Annotated in this window: 8 protein-coding genes and 1 pseudogene; 2 read left to right on the top strand and 7 right to left on the bottom strand. The window is 73.2% G+C overall.

What is annotated here, in order from left to right; all coding sequences use genetic code 11:
• Nucleotides 1–14: 14 nt before the first annotated feature.
• From ABTY15_RS14500 to ABTY15_RS14480, 5 genes and pseudogenes are all read right to left on the bottom strand, one after another.
• Nucleotides 15–12,449 carry a LamG-like jellyroll fold domain-containing protein gene (locus ABTY15_RS14500; RefSeq protein WP_350582203.1) on the bottom strand — a complete coding sequence of 4,145 codons (12,435 nt, stop codon included), beginning with the start codon at nt 12,447–12,449 and terminating at the stop codon, nt 15–17.
• Nucleotides 12,450–12,653: 204 nt separating this feature from the next.
• On the bottom strand, nt 12,654–13,508 hold the full coding sequence (locus tag ABTY15_RS14495) for an ATP-dependent DNA ligase (protein ID WP_350582535.1): 855 nt from the start codon (nt 13,506–13,508) through the stop codon (nt 12,654–12,656).
• Nucleotides 13,509–13,613: 105 nt separating this feature from the next.
• Nucleotides 13,614–14,492: pseudogene (gene ligD, locus ABTY15_RS14490) on the bottom strand (non-homologous end-joining DNA ligase); the annotation flags it as partial.
• 1 nt (nt 14,493) lies between these two features.
• Nucleotides 14,494–14,934: a VOC family protein gene (locus ABTY15_RS14485; RefSeq protein ID WP_350582199.1), complete on the bottom strand. Its 441-nt coding sequence runs from the start codon at nt 14,932–14,934 to the stop codon at nt 14,494–14,496.
• Nucleotides 14,935–14,964: 30 nt separating this feature from the next.
• Nucleotides 14,965–15,852: a helix-turn-helix domain-containing protein gene (locus tag ABTY15_RS14480; RefSeq protein WP_350582173.1), complete on the bottom strand. Its 888-nt coding sequence runs from the start codon at nt 15,850–15,852 to the stop codon at nt 14,965–14,967.
• 156 nt (nt 15,853–16,008) lie between these two features.
• On the opposite strand from ABTY15_RS14480, the gene ABTY15_RS14475 reads away from it, so the two are divergent.
• Entirely contained in the window at nt 16,009–16,443 is a 435-nt protein-coding gene (locus ABTY15_RS14475; protein ID WP_350582170.1) for a CBS domain-containing protein, read from the top strand.
• Between the two features lie 246 nt (nt 16,444–16,689).
• Here the strand turns inward: ABTY15_RS14475 and ABTY15_RS14470 are convergent, their stop codons facing one another.
• A complete protein-coding gene (locus ABTY15_RS14470; RefSeq protein ID WP_350582166.1) occupies nt 16,690–17,613 on the bottom strand; it encodes a helix-turn-helix domain-containing protein in 924 nt (307 codons plus the stop codon).
• Nucleotides 17,614–17,760: 147 nt separating this feature from the next.
• Here ABTY15_RS14470 and ABTY15_RS14465 point away from each other — a divergent pair, with 147 nt between their 5' ends.
• A complete protein-coding gene (locus ABTY15_RS14465) occupies nt 17,761–18,351 on the top strand; it encodes a pyridoxamine 5'-phosphate oxidase family protein (RefSeq protein ID WP_350582161.1) in 591 nt (196 codons plus the stop codon).
• 8 nt (nt 18,352–18,359) lie between these two features.
• On the opposite strand, the gene ABTY15_RS14460 is transcribed toward ABTY15_RS14465, so the two are convergent.
• Entirely contained in the window at nt 18,360–18,986 is a 627-nt protein-coding gene (locus tag ABTY15_RS14460) for a DinB family protein (RefSeq protein WP_350582153.1), read from the bottom strand.
• Between the last annotated feature and the right edge of the window lie 177 nt (nt 18,987–19,163).

Genomic DNA, 19,163 nt, shown 5'->3' with positions numbered 1-19,163 from the left:
CCTAGGGGAACGGGTCAGGGGTTGTGGGCGTGCATCTGGGCGGTGACATCGGCACCGTTCAGGTACCACTGAATGCTCGTCCAGGGCCGCCCCTCGTCGATGAAGACGTGGTAGTAGACCCGCCACATCTCCCACTCCGTGCCGCGCCCGTTCTCCCAGCCGTTCTGGCGCCCGTTCTTGGCGGCGAGGTCGAAGATCGCGGTCGGATCCGATCCGGGGTGGAGGCCGCCCAGGTCGATGGCGAGGTTGATGTCCGGATTGCCGACCGAGGCGTTGACCTCGCGGACCCACTGCGGCTGCGCGGTTTTGTGGAAGTACTTGTAGCGGTCACCGTTGAAGGTCATCCCGCCCAGGTCCTGGGCGAGCCTCTCGCCCGGGCCCGCCACACCCAGTACCACGGTGTCGCCGGCCTTCGGGGACGGTCCGGTGATCTCTCGGGTGTTGTGGCAGTCGCAGATGGGGGCGTGGGTCGGGTCGTCGCAGTTGTGGACCAGGACCGGGGTGGTGCCGGCCACCACGTAGTACGTGTGGAGGCCGTTGATCGTGAGGTCGTAGGTGGTGGCGGTGGACTGGTAGTGACGGGTGGTGCGGACGGTGGCGGTGCCGGTGGGGGTCTGGAGCTGGTCGCCGGCGTGGAGGTCCTTGGCGGGGACGAAGGCGTGCTGGGTGAGGTCGTAGAAGGGGTGGTTGTCGGTGGTGGTGAGGGTGGACTCGGCGGTGGCCGAGGTGGCCGAGGTGGTGGCCGGCGTCGCCGAGGCCTCGGGGGTGAGGGCCGGGGTGGCCGAGAGGGCGGTGAAGGCGGCGACGGTGGCGGCGAGGCCGAGGGCGATGCGCTTCAGGCCACCGAGCGGCCGGCCGGAGGCGCTCTGCTCGTCGGGGGTGACGGTGACGTCGACGTAGTCGTGGTCGGTGGTGGTGACGATGACCTTGTCGACCTTGTGCTTCTCCGTCCCGCTGCCGCCGGGCACGGAGTTGGTGACCTCGTCGCCCTCCTTGATCTCGGAGATGGGCTTGGCGGCGCCGTCGGCCATCAGCACCGGGGTGTCGCCGGTGAAGCTGTGCGTCTCGCAGCTGCCCCCGCCGCCCTCGCGGTGCTTGCCGGTGCCGGGGCCGAAGCGGTCCTTGGCGGCCCGGGCACCCGCGCCGAGGGCTCCGCCGGCCGCGCCGCCGACGGCGCCGTCGACGGCTCCGCTGACGGCGGCGTTCCCGGCGCCGGACCAGCTGCAGCCGGTCTGCGAGGAGCCGCAGGTGACGCCGTAGTTGAGCGCACCGGTGGCGGCTCCTGAGATGCCGCCGATCGCGGCCTCCTCCAGGACGGTGGAGACCGCCCGGGGGAGCAGCTTGCCGACGACGGACTGGGCGATCTTGCCGCCGAGGGCGCCGCCGATGCCGCCGCCCACGGCCCCGCCGAGCGCGCCGAGACCGGCGGCCTGGGCGAAGTTGCCGACGGAGCAGGCACCCTGCTGGCCGCCGAGGCACTTGGCGCCCTGGTCGACCAGGCCGGAGGCGGCGCCGGCGAGGGCGCCGCAGGCCATCGCGCCGGGGACGGACAGGGTGCCGCCGGTGGCGACGGTCACCACGGCTTCGCAGCCCATGAAGACCGCGGCCGACACCGCGAAGGACGCGATGGTGGCGGCGTGGTCCTTGACGTACTTCCCGACGCCCTGGGCGGTTTCCACCGCGACGTCCCGCGCGGTGGCGACGAACTGTTCGGTGGCGTGGTAGGCGTGGACGACCTGCTGCCGGGCCTCGCTGACGTAGGCGGCGGCCTGGCGCTTGAGGCGCGCCAGGTTGTCCTGCATCCGGTGGATCTCCTGCTGCGCCGCCCGGTAGACCCGGTCGAACTCGCGCGCGGCGGCCTTGACCGCGCTGTGGTACGTGTTGACGACGAAGTTGGAGACGTCCCGGGCCCGGTCGGCGACCCAGCTGGTGGCGGCGTGGTACGTCTCGGTGACGGTGTGCCAGCCGGAGCTGACCGCGCTGCTCACCGTGTTCCAGGCCGAACTCACCGCGTGGCTGACGGTGTTGACCGCCTTCTTGGCGACGCTCTTGATGCTGTCCCAGAGCCCGTGCCCGCTCGGGTCGGTGCCGCTGAAGGGGTTGTCGTTGGCGTAGGCGAAGGGGTTGGCGGCGGCCGAGTCGGGAGTGGGGCTGAGTGACCAGGTGTCCTTGTTCATGAACTGGCCGGTGCCGGGGTTGTACCAGCGGGCGGCCATGTTGACCCGGCCGGTGGACTGTTCGGTCCAGCCGGACTGGTAGCCGAGCTGACCGGCCGCCGCGCCGCTGGTCGCGGCGGACCCGCCGAAGGGGTCGTAGGCGGTGGAGGCGGTGAGCGCCGTCCCGGTGGCGGTGAAGTTGCCGACCACGTCGGTGTGCTGGTCGGTGAAGGCGAGCACCCCGGGGGAGGCCGAGCCGGCGGTCCCGATGCCGATCAGCTCACCGGCGACGCCGCGGCTGTAGGTGTTGGAGCCGTCCGAGGCGACCAGGTTGCCCATGCCGGAGTAGGTGAAGGTCCGGGCCCCGGCGGTGCCGGACTGGTCGGTGATCACGCGCCCGACGGCGTCCATGGTGTACCGCTGGCGGTTCTGCACCACCTGCTGGCCGAAGGCGTCCGAGCCGTGGGTGGTGGTGCCGATCCACTCCTTGATGTTGGTGAGCGTGCCGCGTGCGGTGTAGGTGTACCGCTTCATGCCGTCACCGGTGAGCTGGTTGCGCTCGTCGTAGGTGAAGACGGCGGAGCCGATCCGGGTGCGGTTGCCGGAGGCGTCGTACTCGTACGCCTTCGTCGTGGTGCCGTCGTTCCAGGAGGTCAGCCGGTTGGCGTAGTCGTAGGTGTAGGTGTTGTTCGTCGGACCGGCGAAGCCCTGGGTGGTCTTGGAGGTCAGGTTGCCGACCGGGTCGTAGCCGTAGCCGATCGAGGCGATGGTGGTGCCGCCGGGCTGGGCGAGGGTGTCGCTGGTGAGCCGGTGCAGCTTGTCGTAGCCGAAGGTGCGGACGTTGCCGCCGGTGCCGTGGGTGACGGTGCTGGGCAGGTTGAGCGCGTTGTAGCCGATGCCGAGGGTGGTGCCGCTGAGCGGGTCGGCGAGGGACTTGAGCCGGCCGGCGGTGTCGTAGCCGTAGGTGGCGGTGCCGGCCGCGTCGGTGCGGGAGGTCATCAGCCCGTCGCTGTTGTACGTGAAGCTGCTGGACCCGCCGCTGCCGGTGGCGGAGAGCAGGGCGCCGCGGTCGTTGTAGCCGAAGGTCTCGGCGGTGGCCGCGACGGTGGTGCCGACGGCGGCGGTGGACGCGCTGGTCATCCGGCCGTCGGCGTCGTAGTCGAAGGTGCGGGCGGCGGTGTCGGCCTCGGCGCCGCTGCCGCTCTGCGAGGTGATCCGGTTGAGGTCGTCGTAGCCGACCTGCTGGCGGACCCCGCCGGGCAGGAGCGTGAGGGTCGGACGGGCGGCCGCGTCGTAGACGGTCTTGGTGGTGCGGTCGGCGTCGGTGGTGTAGGTGTACGCCGCGGTGGACACGGCCGGTTCGACGGTGCTCTCCGGCAGGTTCCAGCTGTTGTAGCCGTAGATCCAGTTGTGGTTGCGCCCGTCGGTGAAACGGGTGCGGTGGCCGGCCGCGTCGTAGCCGAAGGTGGTGGTGATGGAGGTGGTGTCGGTGACCGGCTCGGTCTGGCTGACGAGCGAGCCGGTGGCGTCGTAGGCGTACTTCTCGGTGCGCCCGTTGGGGTTGGTGGCGGACAGCATCCGGCCCATCGCGTCGTACGTCGCGGTGCTGGTGGCGAGGGCGGTGGTGCCGTCCAGGTCGAGCTTGCGGAGCTTGACGGCGTTGCCGAGCTGGTCGTACGTCACCTTGGTCCAGGTGCCGTCGGGCGCCCGGGTGGCGGCGGCCCGCCCGAGGACGTCGTACTGGACCTGGCTGACGTTGCCGGCGCCGTCGGTGCTGGAGACCGCCTCGCCGACCTGGTTGTAGCCGGTGGAGGTGGTGATCCCGCCGGGGCTGGTGACCGAGGCGAGGAAGGCGCCGCCGGGGTTGGTCGCGGACGGGGCGTAGGAGTAGCTGGTGGTCGCGGTGACCGGGCTGGGGTAGCGCTCCAGCACGGTGGCGGTGACGCGCCGGCCGAGCCAGTCGTAGGTGGCCCGGGTCTCGGCGCCGCCGCGGCTGATGCCAGTGAGGACCTGGCCGGCCGCGTCCCGGACGGTGCGGGTGGTGCCGCCCTTGGGGTCGGTGGTCTGGGCGAGGTCGCCGAGCTGGGTGTAGACGCTGGTGCTGGTCCGGCCGAGCGGGTCGGTGGTCTTGGTGGTGTGGCCGTCCGGGTCGTACTCCCGCAGCGACTTGGCCCCGCTGATGGTGCCGCTGCCGTCCGGCTTGACGTAGCCGGGCAGGGTGGCGCTGACCGGGCGGCTCCCCGCGTCGTAGGAGGTGGTGACGATGTTGCCGTTCGGGTCCTGCGACTCGGTGGCGCTGCCGAAGGTGTCGTAGCCGACGGTGGTGGTGGGGTGCATGGCGACGGGGGTGCCGCCGCCGGTCTCGACGTTGACGGTGGGGGCGCTGGTGAGCACCTGGTGACCGGCCTCGTCGTTGACGTAGCTGGTCTTGTTGCCGTTGGCGTCGGTCATCTCGACCGGCAGGCCGCGCTGGTCGAGCTTCCAGCTGACGGTGGCCTGCTGGGCGGCGCCGGAGGCGATGGTGCCGCCGCCGCGGCCCGCCGTGCTGAGGGTGGTGACGTCGGCGTCCTGGAGGGCCCAGCGGTAGAGCTGGACGTTGGCGACCTGGCCCTGCATGAGGTCCCGGGGCCCGGCGCCGGTCGGCACGGTGGCGCCGATGGCGGTGCCGGCGGTGCCGTTCCACGCGGTGGTGTTGGTCGCGGTGCCGGCGAGCGTGCCGTCGACGTAGAGCCGCATGGCGCCGGTCGGGGCGTCGAACACGCCGACCAGGTGGGTCCAGGTGTTGAGCTTGGGTGCGCCGGTGCCGGAGGAGGCGGTGAGCCAGACCGGGCTGCCGGTGTCCGCGGAGGTGGTGTGGAAGGCCCAGCCGACCGCCGGCGAGTACTGCAGGACGAACGCGGCGGTCTGCGAGCCGTTCTGGGTGACCACGCTGCGGTAGGTGGAGAAGTCGGTGACCTTGGCCCAGGCCGAAACGGTGTACGAGGCCGTGGTGTTGAGGACGGAGGCGGCCTTGACCGTGCCGCCGGTGCCGTCGAAGGAGGCCGCGTTGTCGCCCCAGCCGACGGCCTTGAGCGCGGTCGCCGTGCGCCCGGCGCCGGAGGTGTCGGGGACGGCCGGGCCGTTGGTCTGGTCGAGCTTCCAGGCGGCGGCCGGCTGGCTCAGCAGGGTGGCACTGGTGCGCCCGGCGGAGTAGAGGCTGCCGGCGTCGGCATCGGTCAGCGCCCGCTGGTACAGCTGGACGTTGGAGACCTGTCCGTTCATCAGGTCGCGGGCATTGCCGGTGGCCGCCTGGGTGGCGCCGATGACCAGGCTGCCGTTGCCGGTCCACGGGGTCGGGTTGGTGGCGGTGCCGGCCGGCGTGCCGTTGACGTACAGCTTGATCGCGCCGCTGGCGGAGTCGTAGACGCCCACCAGGTGGGTCCAGGTGTTGGCCCGGACCGCGCCCTGTCCCGAAGAGGCCTGGGTGTAGCCGGTGTTGACGTTGTCGACGCCCGCGACGGTGAAGGCCCAGCCGTTGTTCCGGTCGTAGCCGAGCAGCATGGAGAGCTGGTTGGTGCCGCCCTGCATGACGGCGGCGTGCCAGGTCGAGGTGTCCGCGAGGTTCACCCAGGCCGAGGCCGTGAACGAGGTCGAGGTGTTCAGCACCGGCCCGCTGCTGACGATCTGCGCGCCGTTGTTGTCGAAGGCGGCGGCGTCGCCGGTCCAGCGCACGGTGTTGGGGACGGTGCCGGGGTAGCCGTTGCCGGTGCTGTCGGGGACGGCGAGCCCGCCGGTCTGGTCGAGCTTCCAGGCGGCGGCCGCCGGTCGGGGTGCGGCGGTGGTGCCGCCGCCGCGTCCGGCGGTGAACAGCGCCGAGGCGTCGGCGTCGCCCAGCGCCCGCTGGTAGGCCTGGACGTTGGAGACCTGTCCGTTCATCAGGTCGCGGGCCGTCCCGGTGGCGGCCTTGGTGGCGCCGATCACCAGGGCGCCGCCGCCGCTCCACGGCGAGGGGTTGGTGCCGGAGCCGGCCAGCACGCCGTTGACGTACAGCTTGATCGCGCCGGTGGCGGAGTCGTAGACGCCGATCAGGTGGGTCCAGGTGTTGGCCTTGACCGCGTTGATCCCGGAGGAGGCCTGGGTGTAACCGGTGTTGGCGGAGTCCTTGCCGGAGACGGTGAAGGCCCAGCCGCTGAACCGGTCGAAGCCGAGCAGCATGGAGAGCTGGTTGGTGCCGCCCTGCATCACGGCGGCGTGCCAGGTGGAGGTGTCCGCCAGGTTCACCCAGGTGGAGACGGTGAACGAGGAGGCGGTGTTGAGCACCGGCCCGCTGGTGGAGATCGTCCCGCCGGTGCCGTCGAAGCCGGCCGCGCCGCCGGGCCAGGAGACGGCGCCCGCGGTGGTCGCGTTGTTGCCGGTGCCCGAGGCGTCGGGGACGGTGCTGCCCGCGGCCTGGTCCAGCACCCACCAGCCGACCGGGTTGCCGGCGCTGTCGAACTGCACCGAGCGGCTGGTCTGCTGGCCGGTCGCGTCGTAGGTGCTGGTGGTGGTGTGGGTCGCGCCGGTTGGGTCGCTGAGCCGCTGGGTGGCGACGTGGTCGTCGGGCGTGTAGCTCAGCGTGGTGGTCCGGTTGACGCCGGCCGGGTCGACGGTGGACGCGGTGGTCCGGCTCGCGGCGTCGTAGACGTTGCGGGTGACGGTGGCGCCGTTGTTGGTGCGCTGCTCGACCACGTTGCCCGCGGCGTCGTAGACGTTGGACTGCAGCACGTAGGACTGGGCGCCGGTCGGGTCGGTGCGGGTGACGGTCGCGGTCAGCCCGTTGTCGGTGTAGGTGTACTTGGTGACGTTGCCGTTGACGTCGGTGAGCGAGGCGAGCCGCCCGGCCGGGTCGTAGGCGCGGGAGGACTGCACCAGGTCCTTCGCGGGCGAGGGGTTGACCGGGTCCCCGGTGTAGCCCTTGAGGGTCTGGGTGAGCAGCCGGCCGAGCGCGTCGTAGTCGGTGGCGGTGGTGACGCCGCCGGGGGAGGTCTCGCTGGTCCGGGCGCCGCTCGCGTCGTAGGTGTTGCGGGTGATGCCGCCGGCCGCGTTGGTGCTGGTCTCCAGCTGGTTGTACGCGGTGTAGGTGTTGCTGACGGTGCGGGTGGTGTCGCCGCCGGTGAGGTCGGCGACGGCCTGGGAGAGCACGTTGCCGTCGGCGTCGAAGACGCTGGTGGTCCTGGCCTGGTGCACCGCGCCGGTGACCCGGTTGGTGGTGGGCGGGTCGGTGCGGCTGTCCTGCTGACCGGCCTTGTTGTAGGTGTAGCCGGTGGTCAGGCCGGCCGGGTAGCTGTCCGACACCACGGTCTTGGTGCGGATCTGGCCGAGGTTGTCGTAGCCGAACCGGGTGACCAGGCCGCTGGGCGCGGTCACCGAGGCGATGTCGCCGTTGCGGAAGTAGCTGACCGAGGTGACGGCGCCGCCGGGCGAGGTGGTCCGGTACGGCAGGCCCTTGGGCGCGAAGCCGGAGTCGGCGGCGGCGACGGTGGTCCCGTCGGTGTAGGCGATGGTGGTGGTGCGGCCGTTCGGGAAGCCGGCCACCGGCGGGGTGGTGACGCCGGTCTGGTTGCCCGCGGCGTCGTAGGCGTACGAGGTCTGGTAGCTGGTGTCGCCGGCGTCGGCCGAGCGGCCGTCGCGCACCGTGGAGACCAGGTCGTTCAGCGGGCTCGGCTTGAGCTGCGTGGTGGTGGCGTCGGGCAGGAAGGAGGAGTAGGTGGTCGAGCACTTCTGCCCGGCCTGGTCCTGGCAGCTGGTCCTGGTGACCACGTTGCCGCGGGCGTCGTGGCCGGTGGTGGTCACGTTGCCGTTGGGGTCGGTCTCGGTGAGCAGGAAGCCCGAGGTGTCGTAGCCGTAGGTGGTGCGGGCGCCGAGCGCGGTGGTCTGCGCGATCATCCGGTTGCCGTTGCGCAGGTCGTGCTCGTACTTGACGGTGCCGCCGCGCGGGTCGGTGACCGCGACGGTCTGCACCGGCGCGAGGCCGCCGGACCGGCTCCCGGCCGCCCAGTGCGCGCCGACCTGGGCGGCGCTCAACTGGGTCCGGTAGTAGGCGAATTCGGCGATCTTCCCGGGGAAGTAGCCGAGTTCGTTGGTGGGGCCGGCGGGCCAGCCGTAGGACTCGCCGGCGCCGACGTAGACGTAGTCGGAGAGCGCGGTCGCCCGGGTGCCGTTGGTGACGCCGACCTGCGCGCCGTCCAGGTAGAGGGTCTGGCTGCCGCTGTTGGCGGCGAGCACGGCGTGGTGCCACTTGCCGTCGTTGACGGTGCCCGGGGTGACGAGCTGCCAGTTGCTGCCGTACTGGTCCCAGAACTTGCCGTGCAGCTTGCCGTCGGTGCCCACGTACAGCGCGGGCACCCAGTTGTTGCCGCGCGGGTTGCCGCCGGTGAGCGGGGAGCCGGCGTAGTCGAACAGCACGCCGCCGGCGGTGGAGCCGGCGTTCATGCTGAACCAGAGCTCGACCGAGTCGTTGCCGGTCGACACCTGGAGGTTGGACGGCAGCCGCAGGTAGGAGGAGGTGCCGTCGAAGCCGGCGGCCTTGACGTCGGCGAAGGGGCCGTCGGCGCCGAGTGTGGTGTTGTTGTAGGTGGCGTTGCCCGAGTTGACCTGGTTGACGGCGCCGGCCGCGCCCGCGGCCTCGGTGAGCCGGTAGTAGCCGGCGGGGGCCGAGCCCATGACGGCGGAGCGGTAGACCTGGCTGGTGCCGGTGACGGTCGGCGCGGCCGGGGTCCAGCTGCCGCCGTTCTCGTCGACCAGCTTGGTGACGCCGGCGGTGGCGGAGTCGTAGCCGACCGAGGCGAAGGTCTTGCCGGACGGGCGCAGCACCGAGCTGAGCAGGTTCGCCGGGGTGGTGCCGGCCTGCACGAGCGCGCCGACCTCGCCCTTGCTCAGCGGCTTGTTGTACCAGCCGGCCTGGGCGATCGAGCCCTTGAAGTAGGTGGCGTAGACGGTGCTGGGGTTGGGGCCGGGGTGCGGCTGGTCGGGCCAGTTGGCGCCGAGGTAGCCGGTGCCGAGGTAGATCTGGTTGAACGTCCAGGGGAAGGCCGCGGTGTAGCCGTGGGTGCCGAAGCCGGGGGCGGGGGTGCCGACCTGCTCGCCGTCGAGGTAGAGGGTCTGGGCGTTCCAGGAGCCGCTGAGCGCGACGTGGTGCCACTTGCCGTCGTTCACCGCGGTGGTGGTGGTGATCGGGGCGGGGGTGTCGCCGTACCAGAAGATGCCGTTGAGCTTGCCGTCGCTGCCGATGTACAGCGCCGGGGTGAAGTTGCCCCGGTCGGAGGTGGCGGCGATGGGCCGGTCCGAGTAGGAGAACAGCACGCCCGGGCCGGAGCCGGCGTCGGCCTTGAACCACATGGCGACGGTCTGCGAGGAGGAGGCGCCGAGGCCGAGCTTGGGCAGCTGGACGTACGAGGAGGTGCCGTCGAAGCCGGCCGCGGTGGCGGTGCTGCCGGCCAGCGGGCCGGGCTGGCCGAGGGTCACGCCGTGGTAGGTGGCGTTGTCGTTGCCCTGCTGGGCGATGACGGCGCTGGCCGCGGTGGTGCCGCTGGTCTCGGTGAGCGGCCAGAAGGAGGCCGCGTCCTGGTCGAGGGAGAGCGCGCGGTACTGCGAGGCGGTGGTGTAGCCGTAGGTGGTGCACTGGGTGGTGCCGGCCGGGGAGCAGGCCTTGCCGAGCTGGTCGCCGGTGTAGGTGTACGTCCAGACCAGGGCGCTGGTGGCGTCGCCGGCCGTCACCGGGTCGGTGGTGACGGTGGCGACGTGCGGGCTGCGGGCGCCGGCGGGGGTGGACCAGGCGACGGCGAGGCTGCGGCCGGAGGCGGCCGAGGTCATCGTGCTGATCTGGCCGTTCGCCCAGGTCAGGTTGAGGGAGCGGCCGTTGGCGTCGGTGACCGCCGTGATGCCGAAGACGCCGCCGCCGAGGGCCTGGGCGAAGGTGTAGACGGTGGCGCTCTTGTCGGTGAGCGTGTAGCCGCCGGGTGTGGTGCTGCGGGCGAGGGTGGCGAAGCGGCCCTGCGGCGGGGAGAAGGTGTCGTCGGCGTTGCGGCCGAAGCCGACCGCCGAGCCGTCCGGGTAGGTCACCACCACGCCGGTCTGGGTGCCGCCCGGGTCGGTCTGCTCGGTGACCCTGGCGTCCAGCACGCTGGACCAGCCGGCGCCGAAGGCCCCGGTGGTCCGCGGGTCGAGCGAGTTGTAGTCGCGTTCGACCGCCAGGCTGGGGCCGGGGGTGGAGATCCTGGCGTCGGTGGCCTTGGTGGTGTAGTTGCCGACGGCCGGGTTGAGGCCGTGGTCGTCGGTGTTCTGGGACAGCTTGGAGGTGACGACCGGCTGCGGGACCTGGGTGGTCAGCGCGTACCAGGCCGGGTTCGGCGTGTAGCCGATGCCGTCGAAGGACTGGACCGTCCAGTAGTAGGTCTGGCCCCAGCTCAACTTGCCTGCGGGCACTGTCCAGTTGGCGGAGAAGGTGGTGGAGTCCAGCAGGCCGGACTCGGCGACCTTGGTGCCGTCGGCGGTGAAGACCTGGAAGGCGAACTTGGGGTAGGTCAGCGGCCGGCTGACCTGGTCGGTCTGCCCGGTCGCGGACAGCATCGGGGTCAGGGTCGGCGCGGCGTAGCCGTTCGGCGGCGTCTGCATCAGCACCTGCGGCTGGAGCGCCCCGCTGTAGGTGATGCTCAGGGTCGGCGCGCCGCTCGGGTTGTACATCGACGCGAACTTCTTGTAGTGCAGCGTGTCGTTGGTCGCCGCGTAGAGCGCCACGCCGTAGTCGGGGGTGCCGTTGGCCCAGCCGGTCAGCGTCGCCGGGGAGAGCGGGAGCTCGATCCAGTCGCCCTTGGCGGGGTCGTTGGCGGCGTTGTTGCAGGCGGTCGACGGGGTCGGCGCGAGGCTGCCGATGGACGGGCCGTACGTCGGGCCGGGGGCGCTGACGACCTCGGAGGGCGTCCAGGCGCTGGTGACGGCGGCCGCGTCGAAGCTCTGCGGGGAGCAGCTGGCGGCGTACGTCATGTAGAGCCGCAGCGTCGCGGACTGCACGGTGGCGCCGGAGGCGTCCAGGCCGAGGGTCGGGAAGGCCAGGTAGGAGGTGGAGTTGTGGGTGCCGCCGTCGTAGGAACCGACCTTGATCTCCTGCTCCATGGAGTGGTCGCCGGCGGGCGTGTTGGTCTCGGTGTAGGTGGTGGCGCCGCCGGTGCCGAAGGACGGGTCGACGGTGACCGGGAAGACCCGCTCGGGGGCGCGCAGCCAGGCCTCGTCCAGGGTGACGACCAGGGAGGTGCGGCCGCCCGCGGTCTCCAGCTGGTACCTGACGGCGTGGGTGACGGCCCGGTCGGCGGAGCGCGGGTCGACCTTGGCGTCGTACGCGTAGCCGGGCGGGATGAGGCCGGCGGGCTTGCCGTCGGCGCCGCGCAGGTCGACGCCGCCGGCCTCGTTGAGGACGGCGGTCAGGCCGTGGAGTTCGAGCGGGAAGACCCAGCGGTTCCCGGCCTTGGCGGAGTTGAGGACGATGGCTTCCTTGAGGCCGCCGGGCTGGGCGGTCAGGTGCAGGTCGGTGTCCGGGCCGACCTGCCGGTAGGTGGCGGTGTCGCCCTCGGCGGTGGCGGTGGCGTCGGCGGCGCCCTGGAGGCCGAAGGCGAAGGAGGTGCCGCCGTCGATGGTCACCGTGCCGAGGTGGTCGTCCTTGGCGTTGCCCGCGAACTCCACGCCCGCCCCGGCCGACTTCTGCTGCCACTTGTCGCCCTGGCCCTTGACCAGCGTGCGGTCGGGCTGCTGCCAGTTCCCGGCGGTGTCCTTGACGTTGACGACGTGCTGGTGGAACTCGCGGGTGTACGAGCCGTCCGGGTTCTCGAAGTAGTCCGAGTTCGCGGTGGACTTGTCCGCGCGGCGCTTGCTGGCCTTGGGGTCGTACCCGGTGACGCCCGCGCTGCGGCCGGCCGGGACCTTCGCCACGGGCGGCTGGTAGGCGGGCAGTTCGCCCTTGCTGTGGCCCGCCGGACGGCCGGCGGCCTCGCCGGTGTTGCTGGTCTCGGCCGCCGGGGCGTCGTGCGCCTTGCCCTCGGCGGTGCCGGCGCTCTGCTGCGGCAGGGTGCCCCAGTCGGGGTTGGACTGCTCCGACCAGAGGTCGTGGAACCAGGTGCGCACGGAGTCCAGCGAGAGCGGGGTGAGCGTGGCGCCCTGGGCCATCGCCGACTCGGTGCTGAGCAGCAGGGAGATCGACGTCAGGACGGCGAGGGCGACCCTTCGCACCCAACTGCGTTGGGGCGACAGGAGGGTGTGCCGACGGGTCCGGCCGGGGCGGGGCATGCCAGCTCCTTGGGGAGAGGTTCGTGCGCACAGGGGCGGCTCAGAACCTCTCCCGAATTGGCATGCTCTGGCCAGTAGTTGATCAGAATGTATGCCAATTGTTGGTGCACTCTTTACTTTTGACGACCGGTGTGATCACCTACCTGCCGTCTCGGGGCATTCGCGCAGAGACCCTCCGTATGCGGTGGATTGCCTGATTCTCCGTCAGTCCCCGCGCAGCCGGACGAAGGTGGCCACCGGCGGACGGCCGGTGAGGGTGAGTTCGGCGCGCAGCGGACCGGTCAGCGGATGCACCGGGCCGTGCTCCGGGTCGCTCGCGGGCGCTCCGAGCAGCGGGCGGACGGCCCGGGCGACCTCGCGGGCCTGGACCGGGGTCAACTGGGGGGTGGTGAGCAGGATCCGGCCGTCGTCCAGCTCCAGGACCAGCGCGTGCGGCCGGGCGGCCGGGCCGGTCACCGCGCGCACCACGGCGTCCAGGGTGTCGCTGCGCCGGTACTTCACCCAGGCACGGCCCGCGCCGCGCGGGCGGTAGGGGGAACCGGCCGCCTTGCAGACCAGGCCCTCGACGCCGCTCTCGGCCAGCTGCTCCATCCACTCCAGCGCCTCCGCCCGGTCGGTGGTCGCCAGCACCGGCTGGACCGGCGGCGGGACGTCCGCGAGCGCGGCGAGCAGCAGCCGACGGCGGTCGGCCAGCGGCAGCCGGCGGACGTCCCGGCCCGGGAGGGCCAGCACGTCGAAGGCGATCAGGCCGAGCGCGACGTCCGGGGCGGCGGCCCGGGCCTGCCGGGTGCGCAGCAGCTCCCCGAAGGCGAACCGGCCGCCCCGCCAGGCGACCAGCTCGGCGTCCAGCACCAGCCCCTCCGGCAGCCGGGCGACGGCGGCGGCGATCGGCGGGAACTCGGGGGCGAGGTCCCGGCCGGTGCGGGACTGCAGGACGGGCGGCTGCGTGCCGCGGGCGAAGGCGACGCACCGGAAGCCGTCCAGCTTCAGCTCGTACTGCACGCCCCCGCCGCCGAGCCCGTCGGCGGGCGGGACGGCGGTGACGGCGGCCGGGCGCATCACCTCGACCGGCGGGCGGAGCACCTGGCGGGGGCCCTCCGGGCGGTCCACCCGCGGGGCGGGCGCCGCGCGGTCCACCCGCGCGGAGGGCGCCGCAGGCCCGGCCGGCAGCGGCCTGGCCCGCTCCGGGTCCAGCAGCGGCGCGAACAGGTCGCCGTGCGCCGACAGCCGCCCCGGCACCTCGGCCAGGGTGAAGACCAGCTCCTCCTCGCCGCCGGCCCGCTCCAGCTCCTCCCAGGTCAGCGGGGTGGAGACGGTCGGCAGCGGCCGGGCCCGCAGGGTGTACGGCGCGGCGGTGGTCTTCTTGGCGTTGTTCTGCGACCAGTCGACCAGCACCCGGCCGGTGCGCCGTGCCTTGGCCATGGTGTGCACCACCAGCTCCGGGTGCTCGGCCTCCAGGGCGGCGGCGAGCGCCTTGGCGTACCCGGAGACCCGCGCGCTGGGCGTCGGCTCGATCGGCACCAGCAGGTGCAGGCCCTTCGAACCGGAGGTCTTCACCCAGGCCGCCAGGCCGTCCGCCGCGAGCCGCTCGCGCAGCAGCCCGGCGACCGTCCGGCAGGTCAGCACGTCCGCGCCCGCGCCCGGGTCGAGGTCCAGCACCAGCCGGTCCGCCAGCCCGGGCGCCGCCGCGTGCCACTGCGGCACGTGCAGCTCCAGACAGCCCAGGTTGGCCGCCCACAGCAGCGCGGCGCCGTCGTCCAGCACCACCTGGCGCAGCTCGCCGCCGCTGCTGGGCACCTCGACGGTGCGGACCCAACGGGGCGTCCCGGCAGGCGGGTTCTTGGCGATGAACACCTCGGCCTCGACGCCGTCCGGGCAGCGCAGGAAGGAGACCGGGCGGTCACGCAGATGGGGGAGGAGGGCGGTGTGCACGGCGGCGTAGTAGCGCAGCACCTCGCCCTTCAGGGTGCCGGTGCGCGGGTAGTACACCTTGTCCAGGTGGGACAGCGCCAGCGTCCGCCCGTCCACCGTCATCTGCGGCATCTCATCCCTCCGCGGCGCCACCGGGGGCAGCGGGCCGGGGCGCGCCCCGGTAGGTGCCGAAGTACCAGCGGTTGCCCTCCGGGTCGGCCGCGGCGAAGTCCCGCGAGCCGTAGTCGGTCACCATCAGCTCGGTGGTGATCCGCGCCCCGGCGGCCACCGCGCGGGCGTGCACGCCGTCCGGGTCCGCCGTGACCACGTACGCGGTGAAGGTGCCCGGGCGGCCCGGCCACGGCTCGGCGCCCTCGGGCGTCTCCCGGTCCGAGCCGAGCATCACGCCGCCGCCCTCCGGCCAGGCCAGCTCGGCGTGCGCGACGAAGGCGCCCTCGCCGTAGCTGACGACCTCCTGGAAGCCGAAGGCCTCCACCAGGAAGCGGATCAGGGCCCGGGCGTCGGTGGCGCGCAGGCTGGGCCAGACCTGCGGGGCGGGGGTCGTGTCGTTCACGGCGTTCTCCTCGGGACGGGCCGGTGTTCCTTACGACTCCCACCCTGCGCCCGCCCCGCCCGCCGCGCCTTGGACGTTTCGGAACTCCGCCCCCTCCGCCGCCAGCCACGTGCTCGGCGCGGCCCCCGCCAGTGCCCGGAACTCCCGTGCCAGGTGCGCCTGGTCGAAGTACCCGCAGCCCGCCGCCAGTTCCGCCAGCCGGGGCGGCGTCGGGCCGGCCAGCAGCCGGCGGGCCCGGTCGAAGCGGATCACCCGGGCGGCCGCCTTCGGGGTCAGCCCGGTCTCCCGGCGGAACCGCTCCTGGAGGTGCCGGGCGCTCCAGCCGGTCTCCCGGGCCAGTGCCGCCACCGGCAGGGCCCCGCCGCTGCGCCGCAGCGCCCGCCAGGCCCAGCCGACCTCCGGCGGCACCGCCCCGGACGGCCGGGCGGCCCGCAGCAGCGCCCCGTCCAGCAGGGCGAACCGCTCGGACCAGTCGCGGGCGGCCCGCAGCTGCTCCTGGAGCCGCGGCCCGAACGGCCCGAGCACCTGCTCCGCGGGGACGTCGATCCCGGCCAGCTCCCCGGCCGGCAACCCGAACAGCGCCCGGGCCGCCAGCGGGTGCACGGCGATCTGCACCCCGGACTGCCGGCCCTCGTGGGTGATCAGCGCCGGGCTGGTGTGCAGGCCGCCGAGCAGCGTCCGGTACGCGCCGGGCGACTGCGCCGGGTCGGGGTGCCCGGCGATCACCAGCGGCTCGTCCAGGGTGAGGATGAAGGTCAGGTACGGGGAGGGCAGGCCGCGGTGCACGGCGGGGGCGATCCCGCGCTGCCGGTAACCGGCGTACCAGGCCACGTACGGCCGCAGCGCCGTCGCGGGCCGGACCCGGACGGCCTCGTCCACCACACCGTCGTCGACCGCGTCCGTGGCTTGCGTCGTCACGGGTCCAGTATCGGCGGCCGGCGCACGCCATGGGTCGCGGACCGGCGCGGTGTTGCCTATCGTGAGGGCACGGTCACTCCGTGCGCGGCGCTGCCGTCCGCTCGGGACGTGACCCGTGGGGGGATCGCCGGGGGAGACACTGACGAAGGAGTCCCCGTGACCACTGCCCGAGACATCATGCACACCGGCGCCCAGTGCATCGGCGCCCACCAGACGTTGGCCGAGGCCGCGATGATGATGCGCGACAAGAACGTGGGCGCGCTGCCGATCTGCGGCGACGACCAGAAGCTGAAGGGCATCATCACCGACCGTGACATCGTCGTGCGATGTCTCGCGGAGGGTAAGGACCCGTCCACCATGACGGCCATGGACCTCGCCGGGCACCTGCACTGCGTGCGCGCCGACGACAGCATGGACATGGTGCTCCGGAAGATGGAACAGCACCAGATCCGGCGGATCCCGGTGATCGACGGGGAGAAGCTGGTCGGCATGATCAGCGAGGCCGACCTGGCGATGGGCCACCGGGACGGCCAGCGGCTGACGGACCAGCAGATCATCGAGTTCATGGACGGCGTCTACATGATGCGGTGACCGCCACCCGGTGGTCGGCGGCGGGCCCGGTGCCGGAGACGGCACGGCGGCCCGCCGTCCTCATGCCTCCGCCTCGTGCCCCCCGCCTCATGGGGACAGGCTTCGGCCGCACCGATCCGCCGGCCCGGTGCGGCCGCCCGTGACCGGCCGGTCCCCCCGTACCGGCCGGGCGTTTCCGAGGATGACGGACGGCGCGGGGCGGCGTCTTGTACAAATGCGCAGCCGGGCCGGGTGCTTCCGCCCGGTTCAGCCGCCGGGGCTGAGGACGGCGCTGGTGACCCGCCCGTCGATCCGGTCGGTGGGCTCCGGCAGGGCGGCGGCGGTCTCGCGGGAGGCCAGGAACGCGCGCGGCGAACAGCCCACCATGGCGCGGAAGGCGCGGTCGAGGTGCGACTGGTCGTAGTACCCGCAGAGGGTGGCGATCCGGGCGCCGTCCAGGCGTTCGTCGTCGGGGCCCGCGGCGGCGGCACCCGGGCCCGGCCCGCCGCTGCTGCGGGCCAGCACGGCGAGCGTGCGCTGGAGCCGCAGGATGGTGGCGGCCTGCTTGGGCGCCAGCCCCAGGTGCTCCCGGAAGCGCAGCTCCAGGCGGCGGCGGCTCCAGCCGCTGCCCTCCACCAGGGTTCGGACCGGCACCAGCCCGTGTGAGCGCCGCAGTTGGTGCCAGGCCCAGGTGACGGACGGGTCCCAGCCCGGGCCGTCGGCGAGCCGCGCGGCGAAGTAGGAGTCCAGCAGGGCGAACCGGGCCGGCCAGGTCGGCGCGTCGGCCAGCCGGGCGGAGAGCGTGCGCAGCCGTCGGCCCAGCACCTCCCCGGCCTCGGCCCACTGCCCGCCGAGGTCGCCGGCCAGCGGCCCGAACACCCGGAACGCGCCCTGCGGGGTGAGCGAGACGGCCAAGCCGTGCAGCACGCCGCTGTGTTCGGCGATGGTCGCGGTGCGGCGCAGCCCGGCGGCGACCGAGCCGAAGGAGGCGGCCGGTGCCGGGTCGACGGCGTCGACGAGCCGCAGCGAGCCCTCGAAGCCGAGCGCCAGCGTGACGACGTCGGTCGGCACCTCCAGGCGCCGTCGCGGCTGGTGCAGGGTCAGCCGGTAGCCGCGGTAGCCGAGGACGTACGGGCGCAGCGGTGCGGCGGGGGTGCCGAACGCCATGCTGCCGGACACGGTGTGGGCCATCTCATACTCCCGTGACGGGGGGACGCGGGTGGCATGCACACGATCCAGCATAGGCGTCGCGCGGCACGGCGCGGAGGGGGTGCGGCGGCATCTCGGCAGCTGGATCCGGCCTTCTTACCAGGCGAGACGAGGGGCACAATGGCTCCCATGGGAAAGCAGTACGAGAAAATCGACGGCCGGCTGCGGGAGTTCATCGAGCGTCAGCCCGTGTACTTCGTCGCGACCGCGCCGCTCTCCGCCGACGGACACGTCAACGTCTCGCCCAAGGGCCGCTCCGGCACCCTGGTGGTGTTCGACGAACTCACCGTCGCCTACCTGGACTTCGGCGGCTCCACCGCGGAGACCACGGCGCACCTGCGGGAGAACGGCCGGATCACGCTGATGTGGTGCGCCTTCGACGGCCCGCCGACCGTGGTGCGGGTGCACGGCCTGGGCGAGCCGGTGTTCCGCGACGACCCGCGCTTCGCCGAGCTGCTGGGCCGCTTCGACCCGGCCGTCGACGGGGCCGGGCTGCGCGCGATCGTGCTGGTGAAGGCCGAACGGGTCAGCGACTCCTGCGGCTTCGCCGTCCCGCTGATGGACTACCGCGCCGACCGGGACCTGCACACGCAGTACTTCGAGCGGAAGAACGAGGAGGAGTTCAACACCTACTGCGAGGGCAAGCAGTACGTCGGTACCAGCATCGACGGACTGCCCGCCCTCCCGCTGCCCCTGCCGCCCCGCCCGGTGAGCCGCTGACGCGCCGGTCAGGCGGAGCGCGGCGAGGAGCGGTAGAGGTCGCGCAGCAGGGCGATCTCGGCGCCGTGGTGCAGGAGTTCCTGGTTCACCCACCAGACCACGCTGAGGAAGACCTCCTCCGGATCGCTGCCGTACGGGTAGGCGCTGTGGCCCACGGTGTCCAGCACGGCGTCGTCGGCGGCCAGCAGGGCCGCCCGCCAGGCGTCCGCGGCGGCGTCGAAGTCGGCGAGCGCGGACTTCGCGTCCCCGCACACCCGGTAGTCCTCCCTGGTCAGGCTGCGGGTGCCGTGGGTGTGGTCGGCGCGCAGGGTGAGCATCTCGCTGAGGTGGCTCAGCCGCCAGGCCAGGGTGGTGAACGGCGGCGGCTCCGGGTGCGGCCACTCGCTGGCGTCCCGCCCCCACTCACCCGCCCCGGTCAGCAGGGTGGCCCGCGCGCCCGGGCCGTCCGCGTGCCGGCGCACCGACCAGCAGCCGGGCACCGGCTCCCACCGGTACTCCTCGTCGGTGATCGGCTCGACGGCCACCGGGGTGCCGTTGCCGCTGTCCACGGTGGGCCCGGCCAGCCGCTCGGTGAGGCGGGTCCGGGTGAAGTCGAACTGGTCCAGCAGGGGCGCGAGTCGGGGCGGCAGGCTCATCGGGGCGGCTCCGGTCAGGTGGCGGTCGGTCCCGGTGCACGCTGCCACAGCCCGCCCCGCCCCGCGACCGGTTTTCCGCCGGGGCGGAGGCGACTCGCCCGGCTGGTTGGCGGCCCGGCGGCCGTGCCCGCGGGCCGCCGTCCAGGACACGGCAGCGCCGCCGCACCCCGGGGTGGG

It is taken from the genome of Kitasatospora sp. NPDC097643 (genome assembly GCF_040302625.1).
Classification (GTDB): Bacteria; Actinomycetota; Actinomycetes; order Streptomycetales; family Streptomycetaceae; genus Kitasatospora.
This window is presented reverse-complemented; position numbering and strand designations above follow the sequence as displayed.